Here is a 19,658-nt window from a genome sequence, read left to right as displayed (position 1 = left end):
CGTGCGGGTGGAAAAATATGGATTTTGTATCCAATATCCGATATTGCGATTCTGAACCGAATGATCGGCCCCAGCGTAAGACCCCTTCAAAGGATTGAAATCATGCAGACAGACGTTTTCACCGGTACCATGCCCGCCTTGATGACACCGTGCAAGGAAGACCGAACGCCGGATTTCGATGCGCTGGTGCGCAAGGGCCGCGAAATGATCGATGCCGGTATGTCGGCTGTGGTCTACTGTGGCTCGATGGGAGATTGGCCGTTGCTGACCGATCAGCAGCGTATGGAGGGGGTTGAGCGCCTTATCGATGCGGGCCTGCCGGTTGTGGTGGGCACAGGGGCGGTCAACACGAAATCAGCGGTTGCCCACGCAGCCCATGCGCAAAAAGTGGGCGCAGCGGGGTTGATGGTTATCCCGCGCGTTCTGTCGCGCGGTACATCGCCTGCAGCGCAGAAAAACCATTTCAAGGCCATTCTGACCGCTGCACCGGATGTGCCTGCGATCATCTACAACAGCCCTTATTACGGCTTTGCCACCAAGGCCGATCTGTTTTTTGCCCTGCGCGCTGAGCACCCGAACCTTGTCGGGTTCAAGGAGTTTGGCGGTAAGGACGATCTGCGCTATGCGGCGGAAAATATCACCAGTCAAGATGATCAGGTCACGCTGATGGTCGGTGTCGACACCGAGGTCTACCATGGCTTTGTCAATTGCGGTGCGACCGGAGCGATCACCGGGATCGGCACTGCGTTGCCGCGCGAGGCATTGTTGCTGGCCGCGCTGTCCCAGAAAGCGGCGGACGGTCACGCCGAGGCGCGCCAGCGCGCGCAGGAACTGACCGAAGCCTTCCACGTCCTGTCCAGCTTTGATGAGGGGCCGGATCTGGTTCTGTATTACAAACACCTGCTGGTGTTGAACGGGGAACCCGAATACCGTCTGCATTTCAATGAAACGGATGAGCTGACCGATGCACAGCGTAACTATTGCGAGCAACAATACGCTCTGTTCCGCACCTGGTTCGCCGATTGGTCGAAACAGGGTGGAGTGATCGCTGAATGCATGTGATCGACAGCCACACCGGCGGTGAGCCCACACGGGTCATTCTGGATGGCGCGCCTGATCTGGGATCGGGCCCTCTGGCCGAGCGCGCGCGCCGTTTGGCGACCGAGCATGAGGCGTTTTACCGGTCTGTCATGCTGGAGCCACGGGGGCAGCCCGCCATGGTTGCGGCGCTACTGGTCGAGCCGGTTGATCCATCCTGTGCCACCGGGGTGATCTATTTCGATGTCGACGCGGTGCTGGGCATGTGTGGTCACGGCACCATCGGGCTGACCGTGACGCTGGCCCATCTGGGGCGGATCGGCGTTGGAACCCACCGTATCGAAACCCCCGCCGGTGTGGTGACGGTGGAGTTGCATGACGCCAATACGGTGACGGTGACAAATATAGAAAGTCGTCGGGTGCACCGCGCAGTTTCTTTGGATGTGCCCGGTCTGGGGCAGGTCGCCGGGGATGTGGCCTATGGCGGCAACTGGTTCTTTATTGTCGACCCCAGCCCGATTCCGGTGAAGCCCGTCAATATCCCACAGATGACCGATGCGGCGATCGCCATCCGCGAAGCCTCGATTGCGCAGGGGGTCGGCGGTGAACAGGGCGAGCCCATCGATCACGTGATCTTTCACGAAAACAACCCCGAGGATGGCGTGCACAGCCGTAACTTTGTGCTGTGCCCGGATGATGCTTATGACCGGTCGCCCTGCGGCACGGGCTGTTCGGCTCGGCTGGCCTGTCTGGCGGCGGACGGCGCGCTTGCGGCAGGTGAGGAAATCGTGCAGGAAAGTGTGATCGGCAGCTCTTATCGGCTATCCTATCAGCCGGGGCCGGGTGGCGGAGTCATCCCGTCGATCACCGGTCAGGCTTATGTGATGTCCGAGGCGCGGCTGATATTCGATCCGAACGATCCCTTTAAAGAGGGCATTTAACCCTGATGCATCAAGTCATCGTCATAGGCGCGGGCGTTGTCGGGATCAGCACCGCGCTTGAGCTGCAGCGGCTGGGCCATTCGGTTCGGGTTTTTGACCGCAAGGGGATCGCCGCAGAGACCTCGGCCGGGAATGCCGGTGCCTTTGCCTTTACCGAGGTCGAGCCGCTGGCCACACCTGGCATTTTACGAAAGGCCCCGAAGTGGTTGCTGGACCCGCTGGGCCCGCTTTCCATCCCTCCGGCTTACGCATTGCAAATCGCACCGTGGATGTTCCGGTTCTGGCGGGCCAGCCGACCGGATCGGTATCGCCGACTACTGGGTGCTCAGGTCAGTTTGATGGAGCTGTCCAAGGCCGCGGTGAACCGACAGATTGACCTTGTCGATGGCGAAAGCATGATGCAGCGCGATGGTCAGATGCAGCTTTATGAAAGCGAGGCCGAATTCAGGGCTTCCCTGCCGACTTGGGAGCTGCGCCGCCAGCATGGGATCGAATTTGAACTGTTGGAAAGCCCCAAGGCCATTGCGGAAAAGCAACCCGGTCTTAGCCCCCGGTTTACCCATGCTGGATTCACACCGGACTGGATGAACACGATTGATCCGAAATCCTGGGTCGAACATCTGGCACAGGCCTTCCGGGATCTGGGCGGGCAGATCGAGCAAAGGGATGTTCGAAGTCTGGCGCAAACACCCGATGGCGTGCGCGTCGAATTGGCAGTGGGTGCAGAGCATGCGGACAAGGTCGTGGTGTGCGCAGGTGCGTGGTCGCATCACCTTGCGCGGACGCTGGGAGATCACATCCCGCTTGAGACGGAACGCGGGTACAACACAACCTTGCCTCAGGGCGCGTTTGATTTGCGGATGCACCTGACCTTCCCAAGACACGGCTTTGTTGCCACCCGTATCAATGGCGGTGTGCGGGTCGGCGGAGCGGTCGAACTGGGCGGGCTGAAACTGCCGCCCAACTTCAAACGGGCCGAGACCTTGCTGGACAAGGCGCAGCAATTCCTGCCGGGACTTAAAACCGAGGGCGGTACACAGTGGATGGGGTATCGCCCTTCGATGCCGGACAGCATTCCGGTGATTGGCCCTGCGCCGAGTGCGCAGAACGTGGTGTATGCCTTTGGGCATGGCCATCTGGGCCTGACCCAATCCGCTGGCACCGCCGAGATGGTTGCGGCCATGATCAACGGGCTAGCACCGCCAATTCCGGTCGAGGTCTTCTCGGCCACGCGGTTCTGAAAGGGGTACGATGCGCAGCAGCAAGACCGTTCATGTGATTTCGGCCCATGCCGAGGGTGAAGTGGGTGATGTCATTGTCGGCGGGGTGACGCCACCCCCGGGTGACACGTTGTGGGAACAACGCGCCTTCATCGCCAGTGATCAGACCCTTCGCAACTTTGTTCTGAACGAGCCGCGCGGCGGTGTGTTTCGCCACGTGAACCTGCTGGTGCCGCCCAAACACCCCGAGGCTGATGCCGCCTTTATCATCATGGAGCCTGAGGACACGCCACCCATGTCCGGGTCGAACTCGATCTGCGTGTCGACCGTGCTGCTGGATGGCGGGATCATCCCGATGCAGGAACCCGAAACCCACATGACGCTTGAGGCGCCCGGCGGGCTGGTGCGGGTGCGGGCGGAGTGCCGCAATGGCAAAGCCGAGCGCATATTCGTGCAGAACCTGCCCAGTTTTGCAGGCAAGATCAGCGTCCCGCTTGAGGTGCCGGGCATTGGTACTTTGACCGTGGACACGGCGTATGGCGGCGACAGTTTCGTTGTGGTCGAGGCTGCCGCGCTGGGCTTTGAGATTGTCGGGGCAGAGGCTCGGGATATTGCAGGTTTGGGGGTGGCAATCACCAATGCGGCCAATGATCAGCTTGGGTTTTCCCACCCGGAAAACCCCGATTGGGACCATATTTCGTTCTGTGCATTCTGCGGCCCGCTGGAGGAAACTCCGACCGGACTGCGCGGCAAATCGGCGGTGGCGATTCAACCGGGCAAGGTTGACCGGTCCCCGACCGGTACGGCGGTGTCGGCCCGGATGGCGCTGATGGCTGCCAAAGGCCAGATGCAACCGGGCCAGAGCTTTGAGGCCATTTCGATCATCGGCTCGCAGTTCACGGGCCGGATCGTGGAAGCCACGCGCGTGGGTGAGCGCGCAGCGATTGTGCCGGAAATCTCGGGCCGGGGCTGGATCACCGGGACGCATCAGCACATGCTGGACCCGGATGACCCATGGCCCGGCGGTTATCGGCTGAGCGACACATGGGGTGCCGCCGCGCCAAAGGCCAGGCCCTAGCCGTCCTGACTGAACATCAACCGCGCAGTGACCGGCACGGTTCGGGTGATGCCAGGTAGCTGAGCCAGTTCCATCAGCTTGTCGACGCCTGCCGTCACGCCAGCATCTTCGGCGCTAATAAAGACCATGTCATTGGTCGAGACCATGACGGATGTTTCGGAAAGACGCAGGACAAACATTTCGGTTGTGAAATCGACGTCGGTACCTACCAGAGACAGTTTGGCATCAACCTCGAAGGTTTCGCTTTGCCCCACGTCCAGTTGTGAGACCACGTTCATATCAATCTGGGCCGATAACGTGGCCATGGCCGCCTTGCGGAACACATGTTCGATCATACGTTCGTTGCGGATGTCGATATTGGTTTCAACCGAAGACAGGTCGATCTGAATGTCGACCCAACCGTCATCGCCTACGTGACCGGACAGGTTGGTGAAGGAATTGACCTCGCCGATATCGTCGATTTTCACGGTGCCATAGGCCAGATGCGACGCATCCGAAACCAGCGTCCAGTTGGCCGCAAAGGCCGGAGCCGTAATAATTGTCGACGCGATCGTGATGGTTTTGAGTAGAAGTTTCATTTCATTCCTCCAGAGTCTGTGTCAGTCCTGAACCCACGGGCCCGGCTCGTGCAAAGCAAACACACACAGGTCGCGTTTTATTCGATGAGTGGTGAGATGAGTTCCGAACAGGCCGTGCGCGGCGCGATCCAGACACATTCAAAACGTGTCTGGCGGTTTGGTCTCGCGCTGTCGGGGACGCCGGATATTGCGGATGACCTGCTGCAAGCGACTTGCTTGCGCGCGTTAGAGCGGCATCATCAGGTCACATCGCACGCGCGGTTGGACAGTTGGTTGATGACGATCTGCCGCTCGATCTGGTTGAATGAACTGCGCGCGCGGTCGGTGCGCAAGGCGCAGGCCCTGTCGGTGACGCCCGAGGCCGAACTGGTAGCCGCCGGTCCCGATGCGGAAACGAATATTTTCGCCGCTCAAGTGTTTACCCAAGTGATGCACCTGCCGGAAGCGCAGAGGGAAACGGTGATGCTTGTGTTCGTCGAAGGTTATAGTTATCGCGAGGCCGCCGCGCTGCTGGAGGTTCCCATCGGCACGATCATGAGCCGGTTGTCCAACGCCCGGCAGAAGCTGAGAACTGTAATGCAGCCCGATGCGGCCAGCGCCCAACGGAGTGGCAAATGACGTTCAAAGACGAAGATTTGCTGGCCTATCTGCAAGGGACTCTGAGTGCCGATCAGAGCCGCGCGATTGAGAACGCCGTTGAAGCCGACCCCGAACTGGAGGCGCGGTTGATGGCGCTGGATCCGATTGCCGGCGTGGTTCACGACGCGTTTCAGGGCGTGCCTGCGAAAACGCCTGCGGTCGATTTGCCCGCGCCCGGGTTTGCGCCCGCTGCGCAGCCTGTCGGTTTGATGCGTCTGATCGCGGTGGCCGCATCCGTGGCGGTGATTGCTGTTTCGGCGACGTTCTGGGCTACGCGCCCGGCCGAGCTGGGCTGGGCTGCCCAGGCGGCAATTTACCAGTCCCTTTACGCGCCGGACACAATTTCCGGATTGGACAATTCGCCAGCAGCGCTTGATGCGCAATTCGCGCAGGCCGAAGCGCAGTTGGGCCGGTCTTTGAACCGAGAGGTGTTGGAGAACCTGCCCGACCTGAACCTGAAACGGGCGCAGGTTTTGTCCTTCAAGGGCAAACCTCTGGTTCAGATGGTCTATGCCGACGCACAGGGGCAGCCTTTTGCCTTTTGTGTCATTCGTCAGGGTGCGGCAGCCGAAGACAAGCCGGTCAAACAGGCCGTGCTGAGCGGGCTGGCCACAGCGACATGGGCGCAGGATGGCTATGGTTACATGGTGCTGGGCCATGATGCGCAGACTGATCTGTCCGGTCAGTTGGATATTCTGACATCCAGCTTTTCGGGCTGAGCCGGAATGGTGCTGGAAAACCGCTTGTGAACCGCGCGAAATGCTCGAAGAATACCGGGCATGAAACCCAAACACACCCTTCCTGACCCGGATGAGGCCGATATCGGCCCGGCGAGTATCTACGATGCCGAACCGACCGACGAGGAAGACCTGTGGTTCATGCCCCCGCCGGACGAAGAGGGCGAGGTCGATTTTCTGACCCCCGGACCTCGTCCGGACCAGCGCTTGCTGTTCGATCCCCGGGACTGGCGCGCGGCGCAGGATGAGCTGTCCTTTGAATTGGCCGACCTTGCCGCGACTTTCGGAGCTTTGGACGAACGCTTGCGGGCGGGCCCAACCGGCTGGGGTCATCGCCTTGCGCTGATGGAAGTGTCCGACCTAGGCTGGTGGACCGGCGATCGCATCAGCGTTGATCGGCTGGCTTTATGGATCGGGCTGCGGATCGGCGCGACGAGTGATGATGTCCAGGCGTTATTTCGGGCCGGATGGGCGGTGCGGCGGCTGACCTCGGGGGCAACACCATCCCAGGACGGCTGGGATACCGGCCTTGCGGGTTTTCTGGATCGTATGGCGCAGGGTATCGAAGACGTGCCCGAAACCGTCGCCGATTTGGGTGAAGTGATGGAAAATGCTGCGGGGCTGCACCCGGTCACTCAGGCTGCCATTGCATTTCATGCCTGGCGCGCGCTGTCGCAGCGCATGGGGCAGGATACCGAGGCTGCCATCATCGCCGCGCGTCATGCGGCTGCGATGGGGCGGGGTGGGGCGCTGTTCATGCCACTGGCCCTGTCTGGTCCCGGGGCACTACGCGGAGTCGGGGACCCGGCGGAAAAACTGTCCGCCTGGCTGCGCGGCGCTGGACAGGCGACGTTGGCGGCGCTGCTGCATCTTGACCGAATCAATGCGTGGGAACAACGCGCGAAAGAAGCCATATCAGATCTGAGCGGGCGCACTCCCCCGGTCCTGATCGATGTTCTGACGGCCTGGCCCATGGTCTCGGCCCCCTTGGCGGAAGAGCTGACGCAGGCCTCGCGCGCGGCGGCGCAGCGCAATCTGGATTTGTTTATGCGGCGGGGATTGATCCGTGAGGTGACAGGGCAAGGCCGCTATCGCGTTTGGACCGCGGCGCTGTAATCCATCAGCCAATCCCGAAATACGCGCGCGGCGGGGCGCATCGAGGTTCTGGACGGATAGACCAGATGATAGGCCTCCTGTCCTGGGCAGGCGATGTCGGGAAGGCAGGGCACAAGCCCGGACAAGCTGATGATCCGGTCCGAAGCCGGGGCACGAGCCAGTGCGACGCCGCTGCCATGGGCGGCCAGTTCGGCGGCCATAAGGGAATTGTCAGCAAAGAAATACCGCGCCTGCCCTGCCGGAAGGCGCAGGTGTTCAAACAGGCGGGGCCAGCTGGCGCGGTGCGTTGAAACCTCAATCAAGGTGAACTTCAACAGATCCTGCGGTTTGGCGATTTGCTCCGCAATCTCGGGTAGCGCCACAGGATAGAGATGTTCGCGCAACAGCTCATCGCTTTCGGTGTTGAACAGGGCGGGATTGCCAAAGACGATCTGCAGATCGGTAAATCGGTTGGCGAAGTCCGAGATCACATTGCCGGTGGACAAAGACAGGTTGATCTGAGGGTGCGCCGCCTGAAACCCGGGCAATCCTGATGCAAGAACACCATGGGCAAACAGAAGTACGGATTGGACATAAAGCCTTTGTTCCCGCGTCTCACCAAACAGCCCGGTGGTGGCCGTTTCCAGCATTAACAGCGATTGCTGGACCGACGGCAGATAGGCGCGCCCGGCCTCGGTCAGGGTCACCGCATGCGCGTGACGGTGGAACAGCGGCGTGCCCAAGCGGGTTTCCAGCGCTTTGACCTGCTGGCTGACGGCTGCGGCGGACATGTTCAGTTGGACAGCGGCGCGCGCAAAGCTTTCGGTGCGGGCGGCTGCTTCGAACACGCGCAACCAGTTGAGAGAAGGGATCCGGGTCGACATTCAGTCAGGCTAAGCAAAACTTGGCCTGACCTGCAAGACATAGCGTTCTGGGCTGCATGCGAAGGTCGGTACAGTTTCTGTCAGTAAACAGACCAGAAGAGTCACACCATGTCAGAACCAGTTTTGCCGCCGCGCCCCAAACGCAAGATTTGGAACTATACGCCGCAGCTGCCTATCCAGACCTCTCCGTATTGGGATTGGCCGATGAAGCCGCTGGCGGCGCTGAAATACCTGCTGCAAAGCTGGAACCCGCTGGCGCTGCGCGCGCTTTTGTTGGTGTTTGCCATCATCACCTGGAACTATCTGACACCTTCATTGGCGCGGATCGAAACGCTCAGCTGGGATTGGGTGGCCGAAATCTGGTTCCGCAATTTCTGTATTCTGATCGTGGTTGCAGGCGGCCTGCATCTGGCCCTGTGGAAGTTCCGTACGCAGCAGGATGAATATCGGTATGACATGCGACCGATGATGAAGGGGGCCAAAGTGTTCACCTTCAAAAACCAGGTCTGGGACAACATGTTCTGGACCCTTGGTCCGGCGCTGACTTTCTGGACCGTCTGGGAGTGCTTCATTCTGCACGCCTATGCCAAAGGCTGGATCACCATGATCACATTCGACGGCAATCCGCTCTGGTTTGTTGCCATGGTGGTGTTCATCCCGATCTGGGCGGGGTTCCATTTCTACTGGCTGCACCGGCTGCTGCATGTGGGTGTCCTATATACCAGGGTCCACGCCTGGCATCATCGCAACATCAATACCGGCCCATGGTCAGGGCTGGCGATGCATCCGGTCGAAAGCTTCTTTCTGATGTTCGATACGATGATCTTTTTTCTGCTTCCCTCGCACCCGGTTCACGCCATCTTCCTGCTGTTCCACCATGGGATCGGCGCACCAACCTCTCATGCGGGATTCGAGCATGTGAAATTTGGGAACAAGGGCAAATTCCTGGTCGGGGATTTCTTTCACCAACTTCACCACAAGTTCTTCGACTGCAACTACGGCACGTGGGAAACGCCTTGGGATGAATGGTTCAACACCTTCCACGATGGGACCGATGAGGGGAATGACTTGGTAAAAGAGCGTCGCCGCAAAATCTGGATGAGTGGCTAACGCGCTTAGCGCCCGACACCGACATAGGATTCGAAACCGGAATTCAGCACCAGCGTGTCCGAATAGACGTTGCGCAGATCGATCATGCGCGGCGTGTTCATGGCCTCGGCAAGTTCGGTCAGGTTCAGGGCGCGGAACTCGTTCCATTCGGTCAGCAGCACAACCGCATCGGCATCCTGCGCGGCGGCATAAGGGTCGTCGGACCATTCGACACCGGGCAGCAATTCCTCGCCCTCTGCGCGGCCCTGCGGATCGACAACGCGAACTTTCGCGCCGCCACCGATCAGGGCGGGCACAATGGACAGTGAAGGTGCATCCCGCATGTCGTCGGTATTGGGTTTGAAGGTCACCCCCAGAACCGCAATGGTCTTGCCGTTGAAGCTGTCGTTACAGGCTTCGCGGATCTTTTCGATCATTCGCTTTTTAACTTCGTCGTTCACCCGCATGACAGTTTCGGTGATTTGCATCGGGAAGGCATGATCCTGCCCGATCCGCGCAAGCGCGGCCGTATCCTTGGGAAAGCACGAACCGCCATAGCCAGGGCCTGCATGCAGGAACTTGTTGCCGATCCGGCCATCCAGACCGATCCCGCGCGACACCTCTTTGACATCCGCGCCGACCCGTTCGCACAGGCCCGCGATTTCGTTGATGAAGGTGATCTTGGTCGCCAGAAATGCGTTGGCGGCGTATTTGATCATCTCGGCACTTTCCAGATCAGTGGTCAGGATCGGGAAGTCGCGCAGGTAAAGGGGGCGATAGATTTCGGCCATCACTTCGGCGGCGCGGTCGCTTTCAACACCAACAACAACACGGTCGGGGCGCATGAAGTCGTCAATCGCCGCACCTTCGCGCAGGAATTCAGGGTTTGAGGCGACATCGAAATCCGCGTCCGGGTTGGTTTCCGAAACCACATTGTGAACCATCCGGTTGGTTCCGACAGGCACGGTCGATTTGGTCACGATCACGGTATATCCGGTCACCGCTTGTGCGATCTCTTTCGCGGCGGCGGTGACATAGGTCAGGTCCGCGTGTCCGTCCCCTCGGCGGGTCGGGGTGCCAACTGCAATGAATACGGCATCCGCACCATCCACGGCGGCGGCCAGATCGGTGGTGAAACTCAGACGGCCCGCGGCGACGTTCTTGGCCATCAGCACGTCGAGGCCAGGTTCGTAAATCGGAACCTCGCCGGACTGAAGCATGTCAATCTTCTTTTCCGCCTTGTCGACGCAGACGACATCATGGCCAAAATCCGAGAAACACACACCGGACACAAGCCCCACATACCCGGTGCCAATCATCGCAATGCGCATCGTTCAAATTCCTTTTTTCGTCGTTCCAGCCTAAAGGCTGCACAGTCCTGCAATCCGCGAGTGGATTCAATCCCTGATCGCCCCATGGGTTGCTTTCCCGGGCTTCTTACTGTCTTTGGAACAGAAGAAAAGGGTTTTGGAACAGGGCGGGGCATATTCATGGCCAAGACTGCGTTGATTACAGGCATAACAGGGCAGGATGGGTCTTATCTGGCGGAATTGTTGCTGGAGAAGGGATATGAGGTTCACGGGATCAAGCGGCGCGCGTCATCGTTCAACACGCAACGGATCGACCATATCTATCAGGACCCGCATGAGCCCGACCCGAAACTGCGACTGCACTACGGCGATCTGAGCGATACATCGAACCTGACCCGCATCATTCAGCAGGTGCAGCCGGACGAGGTATATAACCTCGGGGCGCAGTCCCATGTGGCGGTCAGCTTTGAGGCGCCGGAATACACGGCGGATGTGGATGCTCTGGGAACGTTGCGTTTGCTCGAGGCGATCCGGTTTCTGGGGCTGGAACGGAAGACGCGTTTCTATCAGGCCTCGACATCCGAGCTGTACGGTCTGGTGCAAGAGCGGCCACAACGCGAGACGACGCCGTTTCATCCGCGATCCCCGTATGCGGTGGCCAAGCTGTATTCCTATTGGATCACGGTGAACTATCGTGAGGCCTACGGGATGTATGCCTGCAACGGCATTCTGTTCAATCACGAAAGCCCGCGCCGCGGCGAGACCTTTGTGACCCGTAAGATCACGCGCGGGCTGGCCAATATCGCGCAGGGGCTCGAAGATTGTTTGTACATGGGCAATATCGACAGCCAGCGCGATTGGGGGCACGCGCGGGACTATGTGCAGATGCAGTGGCTGATGCTGCAACAAGAAACACCGGAAGACTTCGTAATTGCCACTGGCAAGCAGTATTCCGTACGGCAGTTTATCGAATGGTCCGCAGCCGAGCTGGGTATTGTGCTGGAGTTTTCCGGCGAAGGCGTGGATGAGATTGCGACTGTCACAGCCATCGAAGGTGACAACGCACCCGCGCTCAAACCGGGCGATGTGATCATGCGCATTGATCCGCAGTATTTCCGCCCGGCCGAGGTGGACAGCCTGCTGGGCGATGCCTCGAAGGCAAAGCAGAAACTGGGGTGGGAGCCTGACTGTTCTGTGCAGGACATGTGCGCTGAAATGGTGGCCGAAGACCTGATCACCGCCAAACGCCACGCCTTGCTGAAACAGCACGGGCTGGAACTGCCGGTCACTTTGGAGAACGGATAAGGTGGCGTGATGCGCAAGGTCTATATCGCCGGGCATCGCGGTATGGTGGGCCGCGCGATCCTGCGTCGGTTTGAGCGGCGTAAGGCTGCGGGCGAGGCGTTGGAACTGCTCACCCGATCAAGCGCTGAACTGGATCTGACGGATCAGGCGGCCGTGCGCGATTTCATGCAGGCAGAACGACCGGACGTTGTCATTCTGGCTGCCGCCAAAGTCGGGGGCATTCACGCCAACAACACCTATCCGGCGGATTTCATTTACGAAAACCTGATGATCGAATGCAACGTGATCCATCAGGCGTTTGCAGCCGGCGTCCGGTCGCTGCTGCAGTTGGGAAGCTCGTGCATCTATCCGCGCGACGTCGCGCAGCCCATGCGAGAGGATGCCTTGCTGACCGGAGTTCTAGAGCCAACAAATGAACCCTATGCCGTGGCCAAGATCGCCGGGATCAAGCTGTGTGAGAGTTACAATCGGCAGCATGGGGTCGACTATCGCTCGGTGATGCCGACCAACCTGTATGGCCCCAGTGACAATTTCCATCCTGAAAACAGCCACGTTCTGCCCGCGTTGATCCGGCGATTTCACGAGGCGCAGCGGGACGGATTAGACGAAGTTGTGATCTGGGGCAGCGGAGAACCCCGGCGCGAATTCCTGCATGTGGATGACATGGCAGACGCGGCGCTGTTCGTCCTGGACCTACCGCATGAGGTCTACGCGGCCAACACGCAACCGATGCTAAGCCATATCAATATCGGAAGCGGCGAGGATATCTCGATTGCAGACCTGGCTGCTTTGGTGGCCGAGGTGACGGGGTTCAAAGGGAAGATCACACAGGACACCAGTAAACCGGATGGGGTGATGCGCAAGCTGATGGATGTATCACGGCTGGGGGGCTTGGGTTGGCAGGCGCGTATCCAACTGGATGACGGTATCCGCGAAACCTATGCGTGGTTTCTGTCGCAGGCCGAAATCGACCTGCGCAGCAAATAGCCGCCCGGGTCCGGGCGGCGAGAATTCAGAACCAGCGACCGATTGCGACAACAGTCGGGGCGGCGGTCGACATGTCCAAGGTCGCGGACAGAGCTTGCCAGGTCACATCTGTATCGGTTGGCGTGTCAAAGCACAGAAAGCGCGCGATTTTACCTGCGCTGCCACTCAGGCCTGGCGTGCTGCCTGAGGCAAAGCTGGCTGGGAACGCCCAGTCACCGGACCCGCTTGCGAACAAAGCCCCCTCTGCTGTCGTACAATCCACCGCACTCAGCGTGGCCGAGCAAATCTGGGTGCCATCCGCGAACCGAACATAATCACCGTTGCCGTTGCTGCCACGTTCGATCACCGCTCCGGTTGGTGCGCCACTGCTTTCCGAGACGGCGCCCAACACATTGCCGGGCCCATAGCCATAATCTGCGCGCATCAGGCGACCAGCGCTGGTGTCATCTGCCGAGCTTTGAACTGCCGCGCCGCTGGCGAGGCCGGTGGCCGGATCAAAACTCAGCGCGTTGGCCCATGTGCTGCCGTCAGCCGACACCTTGATCGAGAACCCGGTGTCACCCGCCAGCCCCATTTCCGCATGTCCGGTCCAGTTCGACTGAAACAGCAGCGAGGCCGTATCGCCCGCCGCTGCCTTGTTGATCTTTAGCTGGTGCCCCGCTCCGTCATGGCTGAGCAGAGTAGCAGGAGATCGCACGGACAGGCGGTTGGTGCTGTCATATCCGGTGGCAATTCCGACCCCGTTCAGGTTCTGAGTCGCGATCGGCGGATCGATCCAGTCTGTCCCATCCCAGATTTTCAACTGCGCGCTGGCCTGATCCCACGCCCGCCAACCGATGTCAGGAGTGATGAAATGCCATGCATTGTCGAGCCATGCGGCAAGCTTACCGGCCTGTCCGTTCCATTCATTTACAGGGTTTGCCCCCAATGCGTGAATGTCACCCTGGTTTGGAACGGCTGGCGGGGTTGTTGCATTCAACGTGGCAACGGTCAGTTGCACCACCAGATCAAGTTGGCGTAACGCCTCATTATGGGTGACGTGTTTCTGTGCCTGCGCGGGTTGCAGATAGGGCAGGTTCAATCGGGGTGAGTTTTGCGACATGGGCGTCCTCCTGAGACCATCGGTCCGAAAATGAATGCGCGCCAAATTGCCGTCGGAGAGATGAAGCCCGTCTCACCAGAGCGAGCCCTCGGCTAAGGGTTTGTTAAGTGATTAACCATGATTTGGAAACAATGCCGCTATAAACTGCAGCATTGTTCAGGTTGATGTCGGTCGGGAGGGGCCACGGATTCTACCGGCAGCCAATCGGAACCCTAGTTGCGGGCGTAGATATCCTCGTATCGGACGATGTCATCCTCGCCCAGATAAGTTCCGGTCTGAACTTCGATGAGAACCATTGGAACTTTGCCGGGGTTTTCCATGCGATGAACTTCACCCAGCGGGATGTAGACGGACTCGTTTTCGGAAACCAGGCTTTCCTTCTCGCCGATCGTGACCTTTGCGGTGCCTTCGACGACGATCCAGTGCTCGGACCGATGGTGATGGGATTGCAGGCTAAGCGCCGCGCCCGGATGGACATGGATACGTTTGACCTGAAATCGATCCCCGACAACAAGGCTTTCGAACCAACCCCAGGGGCGGTGATCGACAGGCAATTCCTCTGCCTGTTTTGCACCCTTGGCTTTCAGAGCTGCAACGGCTTGTTTGACGTCTTGCGCTTTGTCCATGCTAGCGACCAGAACAGCGTCGGGCATGGCGACGGCGATCACGTTCTCGACCCCCATGGCCACAACTTCCTGTGCGGACGATTCTGATCGGATCAGTACGTTGTTGCAATCAATGGCCGTGACCTCGCCCGTTGTGGCCACACCATTGGAGTCGGGGTTGCTGAGCTCTTGTACTGCTGACCAGCTGCCGACGTCGGACCATCCGGCTGCGTAGGGGACCACGCTGAGATTGCGGGCCTTTTCCATGACCGCATAATCGATCGAGATATCCTCGACCGCCGACCAGGATTCGGCGTCCAATCGGATAAACCCAAGATCGGTCTTAGCTGCATCAACGGCTGCAGTGACCGGGGCAATCAAATCCGGGGCGTGCTGCTGAAACGCTGCGATAATGTCCTTCACAGCGAACAGAAAGATGCCGGAGTTCCACAGATATGTGCCTTCGTCCACCATGGCCCGGGCGCTGTCCAGGTCCGGTTTTTCCACGAAACGGTCCAAAGGCACCGGGGTACCCGTCGCGTCCGGTGCATGGCGCAGTTTGAGGTAGCCATAGCCCGTTTCCGGTCGATCCGGCGTGATGCCGAAAGTCACCAGATCGCCGCGACTTTCAATCGCCTGAACCCCCTGCGCAACCGCCTGATGGAACGCCGGTTTGTCGGGTACAACGTGATCGGACGGGGCAACCAGCATCACCGCGTTAGGATCGGTTTTCGCCAGATAAAGCGCTGCAGCCAGAACGGCCGGCGCAGTGTTGCGTCCTTCGGGTTCGATCAGGACCGGGCCGGGGTCAATGCCAATACCCGCCAATTGCTCGGGCACCACAAAACGAAATGCCTCGTTCGTCAGAACCAAGGGTTTGGCATATGGAGCATCCGCTGGCCCCCGCAGCCGTTCGGCGCAGTCCTGCAACAGACTGGTCTCGCCGATCAGGGGCACGAACTGCTTGGGGTAGCTTTTACGCGACAGCGGCCAAAGCCGCGTGCCGGAACCGCCACAAAGGATGACAGGAAAAATATTCGTCATGGCTGTCCAACCAACTGATCGCATTGACACCTGAGGCTCTGGAAACTGAACCGTTCCGCGCAGGACATGCTGTTACTGCGCGGCCCGGCTCGAAATCACGAGATCATGCAAGTAGTGATTCAGGTCATCACGCAAATCGTCCCGAGCCAGCGCAAACGCAACGGTTGCCTGAAGGAAACCCGATTTCGATCCGCAGTCGAACCTTTGCCCTTCAAACTTGTAGCCAAAGACAGGCACACCGTTTCCGATATCTTCTGCGATGGCATCGGTCAGCTGGATCTCTCCGCCGCTGCCTTTCTTTTTCTGGTTCAGGTTATACAGAACCGACGGGCCCAGAATGTAGCGGCCGATCACGGCCAGATTTGACGGGGCCTCTTCCGGTTTCGGCTTTTCCACCATGCCTTTGGCGCGGGTCACGGTGCCGACGCTGCCATTCACGTCCAGAATACCGTACGAGCTTGTGCGTTCGTTCGGAACCTCCATTGCGGCAACCATATTGCCGCCGGTTTCCTCGTAGGCTTCGATCATCTGTTGCAGGCAGGGCTTGTCTGCGGCGATCACGTCGTCCGGCAACATAACCGCAAACGGCTCGTCACCGATCAGCCTGCGTGCGCACCATACCGCATGACCCAGACCCAAAGCCTTGTGCTGCCGGATGTAAGCGATGGCACCGCTTTCCATGTTGGTTGCGCTTAGAGTTTCAAGCAGGTCGTCCTTGCCTTTGGCTTTCAGTTCCTGCTCTAGAACCAGATTGTGGTCGAAATAATCTTCCAGCGCCGACTTGCCGCGCGATGTGACAAAGATGAATTCTTTGATGCCGGCCGCCCGGGCCTCGTCAATGGCATATTGAACCAGGGGGCGATCGACCAATGTCATGATTTCTTTGGGAACGGACTTGGTCGCTGGCAAGAAGCGGGTACCCAGCCCAGCAACGGGGAAAATTGCTTTGGTAACCTTGCGTGTCATGTGACCTCTCTAAATTGAATCAACTCTCTACAATCCGAAGCGCTGTCCCGCCCGCTCTTAGGCTTCCTGAGCGCGACATTCAATGTCACGCAGTACCGCAAACCTGCAACACTTGGAATCTGCCATTTAATCAGAGGCAGAGTCAAAACTGTTAGCGCGGGAATTTGCCGGTTTGGTCTTCAATACAGCGGCCAATTGCGAACCGTTCCCGCACGATCAGGGATGTTACAACTGGGATTGTATCAAGGTTTGAACGGTTCCCCAAGGCCGGTTTATTGGCCTTGGGGAGATAGTTTAGGCCGCGCCCATGATCGACTCCAACGGATCATGTTCTGCCACGAAATGGTCCGGGGAGACTTCGCTCAATTGCGGGACATAGCTTGTCTCGCCAGCCGCTAAGCGACTGGGCAGAAAGCGAAGTGCAGCCTTAGGATCCATGGGCGATGGCAGTTCACCCGGCAGTTTCAGGCGCTTCCTGCTGCGCTCGACCTCGGGGTCCGGAATGGGTACGGCAGAGATCAAAGATTTGGTGTACGGGTGGATCGGATCGGAACAGATCACTTCTCCGTCACCCAGTTCAACGATGCGCCCCAGATACAAAACCATGATGCGGTTCGAGACCGCCCGAACAACCGACAGATCGTGGCTGATGAAGATCATCGAAAGGCCGAACTCCTGTTGCAATTCACGCAACAATTCGACGATCTGAGCCTGAATGGACACATCCAGGGCAGAGACGGCTTCGTCACAAATGATCAGCTTTGGCTTGTTGATCATCGCGCGGGCGATTCCGACGCGCTGGTTTTGCCCGCCCGACAGTTCATGCGGATACCGGTTGATCATGTTGGCCTTGAGGCCCACGCGCTCCATCATCTCGGCAACCATGTCCTTGCGTTCCCGCTCGGTCAGGTCAGGGCGATAGGTTTTCAGCGGCTCGGCGATCGAAGCCGAGATCGTCATCCGAGGATCAAGGCTGGCCAGCGGATCCTGGAACACGATCTGCAGGTCTTTGCGGTACTTGTTCAGTTCAGACCTTTTCAGCCCGACAATCGGGTGCCCCAACCAACTGACATTGCCCGCACTGGGTTCAATCAGTTGCAGCACAGCCCGGGCCAAAGTGGATTTGCCGCAGCCGGATTCGCCAACCACGCCCAGCGTTTCGCCCTTGCGGATGTCAAAGCTGACGCCATCGACTGCTTTCAGCGGCACCTTGCGCCCGAATAGCCCACCGGAAACGTGGATCGGGAAATGCACTTTTACGTCATCCACTTTGAGCAACGGGTCTTCTACCTGCTTCAACGCCTTTGGCGCGTCGCCAGCATCGATGCGGGGCATCGCCTCCAGCAGGGTGCGGGTGTATTCATGTTTGGGGGTCCGGAAAATCTCGGTTGTGTCCCCAGCCTCGACAAATTCGCCCATGCGCATCACCTGAATGCGGTCGCACATGCGGGCAACAACGCCCATGTCATGCGTGATCAGGGCGATGGCAGTGCCTTCGTCTTTTTGCAGGTTCACCATCAAATCCAGAATGTCCGCCTGAACGGTGACGTCTAGTGCGGTGGTCGGTTCATCCGCGATCAGCAGCTTGGGGTTACACAGCATCGACATCGCGATCATGACCCGCTGTCGCATACCGCCGGACAGTTCATGTGGGTACTGATCCAGACGGCGTCTGGCCTCGGGGATGCGAACACGATCCAGCCATTCCAGACAGCGCGCACGGGCCGCCGAGCCTTGCAGGCCCTCGTGCACCTGCAACACTTCGCGCATTTGCTGCCCGATCCGCAGGTGCGGGGTCAGGGCGGTCAGCGGGTCCTGAAAGATCATGCCGACATCGTCGCCACGGATCTGGTTCAGCTTGTTCACCGGCAGGTTCAGGATTTCCTCGCCGTTTAACATGGCTGACCCGCTGGCATGCCCGGCAGGGGGCAGCAAGCCCATTGCGGCCATGAAGGTCTGGCTTTTGCCTGACCCACTTTCGCCGACGATACCAAGGCATTCGCCGGGATTGATGTCAAAGCTGATGCCTTTGACGGCCTCGACCACGCCATCCGGGGTGTCGAACTGGACACTCAGGTCCTTTACGGAAAACAGACTCATATCAGCGATCCTTTGGGTCCAGAGCGTCACGCAGACCATCACCGATAAAGAACATGGTGATGATGATGGCGACGTAGAATGTCAGAGGGTACACCAGTTGCCACAGGGTTCCGTAAGCCATTGTTCCGGCCCCTTCGGCGATCAGACGCCCCAGCGAGGTGTAGGGTTCCGAAATCCCCAGCCCAAGGAACGAGATAAAGCTTTCAGTCAGGATCATCTCGGGCACCAGAAGCGAGGCATAGACGATCACCACACCCAGAAGGTTCGGCAGGATGTGCCGGTACATGATGGTGAATTCGCTGACGCCTGCTGCGCGGGCAGCTTCGATGAATTCACGGTTCTTCAGCGTCAGGGTCTGACCTCGTACGATCCGCGCCATGGTCAGCCAGCCAACCGCACCAAGCGCGATGAACAGCATGAAGAAGGATCGCCCCGCCACGACCAGCAGAAGGATGATGACCAGCGTGGCCGGGATCGCCAGCAGGATGTCGACAAAGCGCATCATAACGCTGTCGGTCCGGCCGCCGATATAGCCCGCCGCGATACCATAGCAGGTCCCGACGATCAGCGCGGTTGCGGCCCCGATCAGACCGACCAGCAAAGACGTGGTCGTGGCCTGAATGACGCGGCTGTAAAGGTCACGCCCCAGATCATCGACGCCGAAGTAATGGCCAGTCTCGACGGATGGCATTCCCATACCGCGCACGTCACCCATGACGTTCCAGTCGATTTCTTCGTTGGTCCAGACGGCAAAGTATGGGCCGATGATCGTAAACAGGACGATAAGCCCCAGAATGAAGACGCTAGCCATCGCGGCCTTGTTGCGGACAAAACGCATCCGCGCGTCCTGCCACAGAGAACGCCCCTGAATGACCGTGTAATCGGTGATTTCCTCGGCCAGATGGGCGGCTTTTTGTGATTTTCCAAGCATTGCCAGCCC

Annotated in this window: 18 protein-coding genes; 10 read left to right on the top strand and 8 right to left on the bottom strand. The window is 59.1% G+C overall.

Annotation, left to right across the window (positions count from 1 at the left end; translation table 11 throughout):
• The first annotated feature begins 102 nt into the window (after nucleotides 1-102).
• From ACP0GE_RS00665 to ACP0GE_RS00650, 4 genes are read left to right on the top strand one after another with little or no spacing between them, the layout of a single operon-like run.
• Entirely contained in the window at nucleotides 103-1,062 is a 960-nt protein-coding gene (locus tag ACP0GE_RS00665; protein WP_424830086.1) for a dihydrodipicolinate synthase family protein, read from the top strand.
• Entirely contained in the window at nucleotides 1,053-1,979 is a 927-nt protein-coding gene (locus ACP0GE_RS00660) for a proline racemase family protein (protein WP_424830085.1), read from the top strand. Before ACP0GE_RS00665 ends, ACP0GE_RS00660 begins: the two co-directional genes overlap by 10 nt.
• Before the next feature lie 2 nt (nucleotides 1,980-1,981).
• Nucleotides 1,982-3,220, top strand: coding sequence for an NAD(P)/FAD-dependent oxidoreductase (locus ACP0GE_RS00655; protein WP_424830659.1), 1,239 nt, complete (start codon nucleotides 1,982-1,984; stop codon nucleotides 3,218-3,220).
• A gap of 10 nt (nucleotides 3,221-3,230) precedes the next feature.
• Nucleotides 3,231-4,277, top strand: coding sequence for a trans-3-hydroxy-L-proline dehydratase (locus ACP0GE_RS00650; protein ID WP_424830084.1), 1,047 nt, complete (start codon nucleotides 3,231-3,233; stop codon nucleotides 4,275-4,277).
• On the opposite strand, the gene ACP0GE_RS00645 is transcribed toward ACP0GE_RS00650, so the two are convergent.
• Nucleotides 4,274-4,855 (bottom strand): YceI family protein, encoded by a 582-nt coding sequence (locus ACP0GE_RS00645; RefSeq protein ID WP_424830083.1) that lies wholly within the window; start codon nucleotides 4,853-4,855, stop codon nucleotides 4,274-4,276. The two genes, ACP0GE_RS00650 and ACP0GE_RS00645, sit on opposite strands and share 4 nt — an antisense overlap.
• Nucleotides 4,856-4,951: 96 nt before the next feature.
• On the opposite strand from ACP0GE_RS00645, the gene ACP0GE_RS00640 reads away from it, so the two are divergent.
• The 3 genes from ACP0GE_RS00640 to ACP0GE_RS00630 are packed head-to-tail and all read left to right on the top strand — an operon-like array spanning nucleotide 4,952 to nucleotide 7,347.
• A complete protein-coding gene (locus ACP0GE_RS00640; protein ID WP_424830082.1) occupies nucleotides 4,952-5,473 on the top strand; it encodes an RNA polymerase sigma factor in 522 nt (173 codons plus the stop codon).
• Nucleotides 5,470-6,213, top strand: a complete 744-nt coding sequence (locus tag ACP0GE_RS00635; protein ID WP_424830081.1) for a hypothetical protein — start codon at nucleotides 5,470-5,472, stop codon at nucleotides 6,211-6,213. The genes ACP0GE_RS00640 and ACP0GE_RS00635 overlap by 4 nt, the downstream gene beginning before the upstream one ends.
• Before the next feature lie 60 nt (nucleotides 6,214-6,273).
• The gene (locus ACP0GE_RS00630) at nucleotides 6,274-7,347 is read left to right on the top strand and encodes a helix-turn-helix domain-containing protein (RefSeq protein WP_424830080.1); all 1,074 of its coding nucleotides are present in this window, start codon (nucleotides 6,274-6,276) and stop codon (nucleotides 7,345-7,347) included.
• On the opposite strand, the gene ACP0GE_RS00625 is transcribed toward ACP0GE_RS00630, so the two are convergent.
• Nucleotides 7,320-8,210: a LysR family transcriptional regulator gene (locus tag ACP0GE_RS00625; protein ID WP_424830079.1), complete on the bottom strand. Its 891-nt coding sequence runs from the start codon at nucleotides 8,208-8,210 to the stop codon at nucleotides 7,320-7,322. The two genes, ACP0GE_RS00630 and ACP0GE_RS00625, sit on opposite strands and share 28 nt — an antisense overlap.
• A 108-nt stretch (nucleotides 8,211-8,318) precedes the next feature.
• On the opposite strand from ACP0GE_RS00625, the gene ACP0GE_RS00620 reads away from it, so the two are divergent.
• Nucleotides 8,319-9,320, top strand: coding sequence for a sterol desaturase family protein (locus ACP0GE_RS00620; RefSeq protein ID WP_424830078.1), 1,002 nt, complete (start codon nucleotides 8,319-8,321; stop codon nucleotides 9,318-9,320).
• Nucleotides 9,321-9,325: 5 nt separating this feature from the next.
• On the opposite strand, the gene ACP0GE_RS00615 is transcribed toward ACP0GE_RS00620, so the two are convergent.
• Complete coding sequence (locus ACP0GE_RS00615) at nucleotides 9,326-10,630, bottom strand: UDP-glucose dehydrogenase family protein (RefSeq protein ID WP_424830077.1); 1,305 nt, start codon at nucleotides 10,628-10,630, stop codon at nucleotides 9,326-9,328.
• A 159-nt stretch (nucleotides 10,631-10,789) separates the two neighbouring features.
• Here ACP0GE_RS00615 and gmd point away from each other — a divergent pair, with 159 nt between their 5' ends.
• On the top strand, nucleotides 10,790-11,914 hold the full coding sequence (gmd, locus tag ACP0GE_RS00610) for a GDP-mannose 4,6-dehydratase (RefSeq protein ID WP_424830076.1): 1,125 nt from the start codon (nucleotides 10,790-10,792) through the stop codon (nucleotides 11,912-11,914).
• 9 nt (nucleotides 11,915-11,923) lie between these two features.
• A complete protein-coding gene (fcl, locus tag ACP0GE_RS00605; RefSeq protein WP_424830075.1) occupies nucleotides 11,924-12,901 on the top strand; it encodes a GDP-L-fucose synthase in 978 nt (325 codons plus the stop codon).
• A gap of 25 nt (nucleotides 12,902-12,926) precedes the next feature.
• On the opposite strand, the gene ACP0GE_RS00600 is transcribed toward fcl, so the two are convergent.
• The 5 genes from ACP0GE_RS00600 to ACP0GE_RS00580 all read right to left on the bottom strand — a co-directional run bounded on the left by ACP0GE_RS00600 (nucleotide 12,927) and on the right by ACP0GE_RS00580 (nucleotide 19,649).
• The gene (locus ACP0GE_RS00600) at nucleotides 12,927-14,003 is read right to left on the bottom strand and encodes a DUF2793 domain-containing protein (protein ID WP_424830074.1); all 1,077 of its coding nucleotides are present in this window, start codon (nucleotides 14,001-14,003) and stop codon (nucleotides 12,927-12,929) included.
• A gap of 212 nt (nucleotides 14,004-14,215) precedes the next feature.
• Nucleotides 14,216-15,652, bottom strand: a complete 1,437-nt coding sequence (locus ACP0GE_RS00595; protein ID WP_424830073.1) for a mannose-1-phosphate guanylyltransferase/mannose-6-phosphate isomerase — start codon at nucleotides 15,650-15,652, stop codon at nucleotides 14,216-14,218.
• A 72-nt stretch (nucleotides 15,653-15,724) separates the two neighbouring features.
• A complete protein-coding gene (galU, locus tag ACP0GE_RS00590; RefSeq protein WP_424830072.1) occupies nucleotides 15,725-16,618 on the bottom strand; it encodes a UTP--glucose-1-phosphate uridylyltransferase GalU in 894 nt (297 codons plus the stop codon).
• A gap of 294 nt (nucleotides 16,619-16,912) precedes the next feature.
• Nucleotides 16,913-18,718: a dipeptide ABC transporter ATP-binding protein gene (locus tag ACP0GE_RS00585; RefSeq protein ID WP_424830071.1), complete on the bottom strand. Its 1,806-nt coding sequence runs from the start codon at nucleotides 18,716-18,718 to the stop codon at nucleotides 16,913-16,915.
• A 1-nt stretch (nucleotide 18,719) separates the two neighbouring features.
• Complete coding sequence (locus tag ACP0GE_RS00580) at nucleotides 18,720-19,649, bottom strand: ABC transporter permease subunit (RefSeq protein ID WP_424830070.1); 930 nt, start codon at nucleotides 19,647-19,649, stop codon at nucleotides 18,720-18,722.
• Between the last annotated feature and the right edge of the window lie 9 nt (nucleotides 19,650-19,658).

The sequence above is a fragment of the Ruegeria sp. genome (genome assembly GCF_965243365.1).
In the GTDB taxonomy this organism is placed as follows: Bacteria; Pseudomonadota; Alphaproteobacteria; order Rhodobacterales; family Rhodobacteraceae; genus Ruegeria.
Note: the sequence above shows the minus strand (reverse complement) of the source record. Positions and strands in the feature narration are given on the sequence as shown.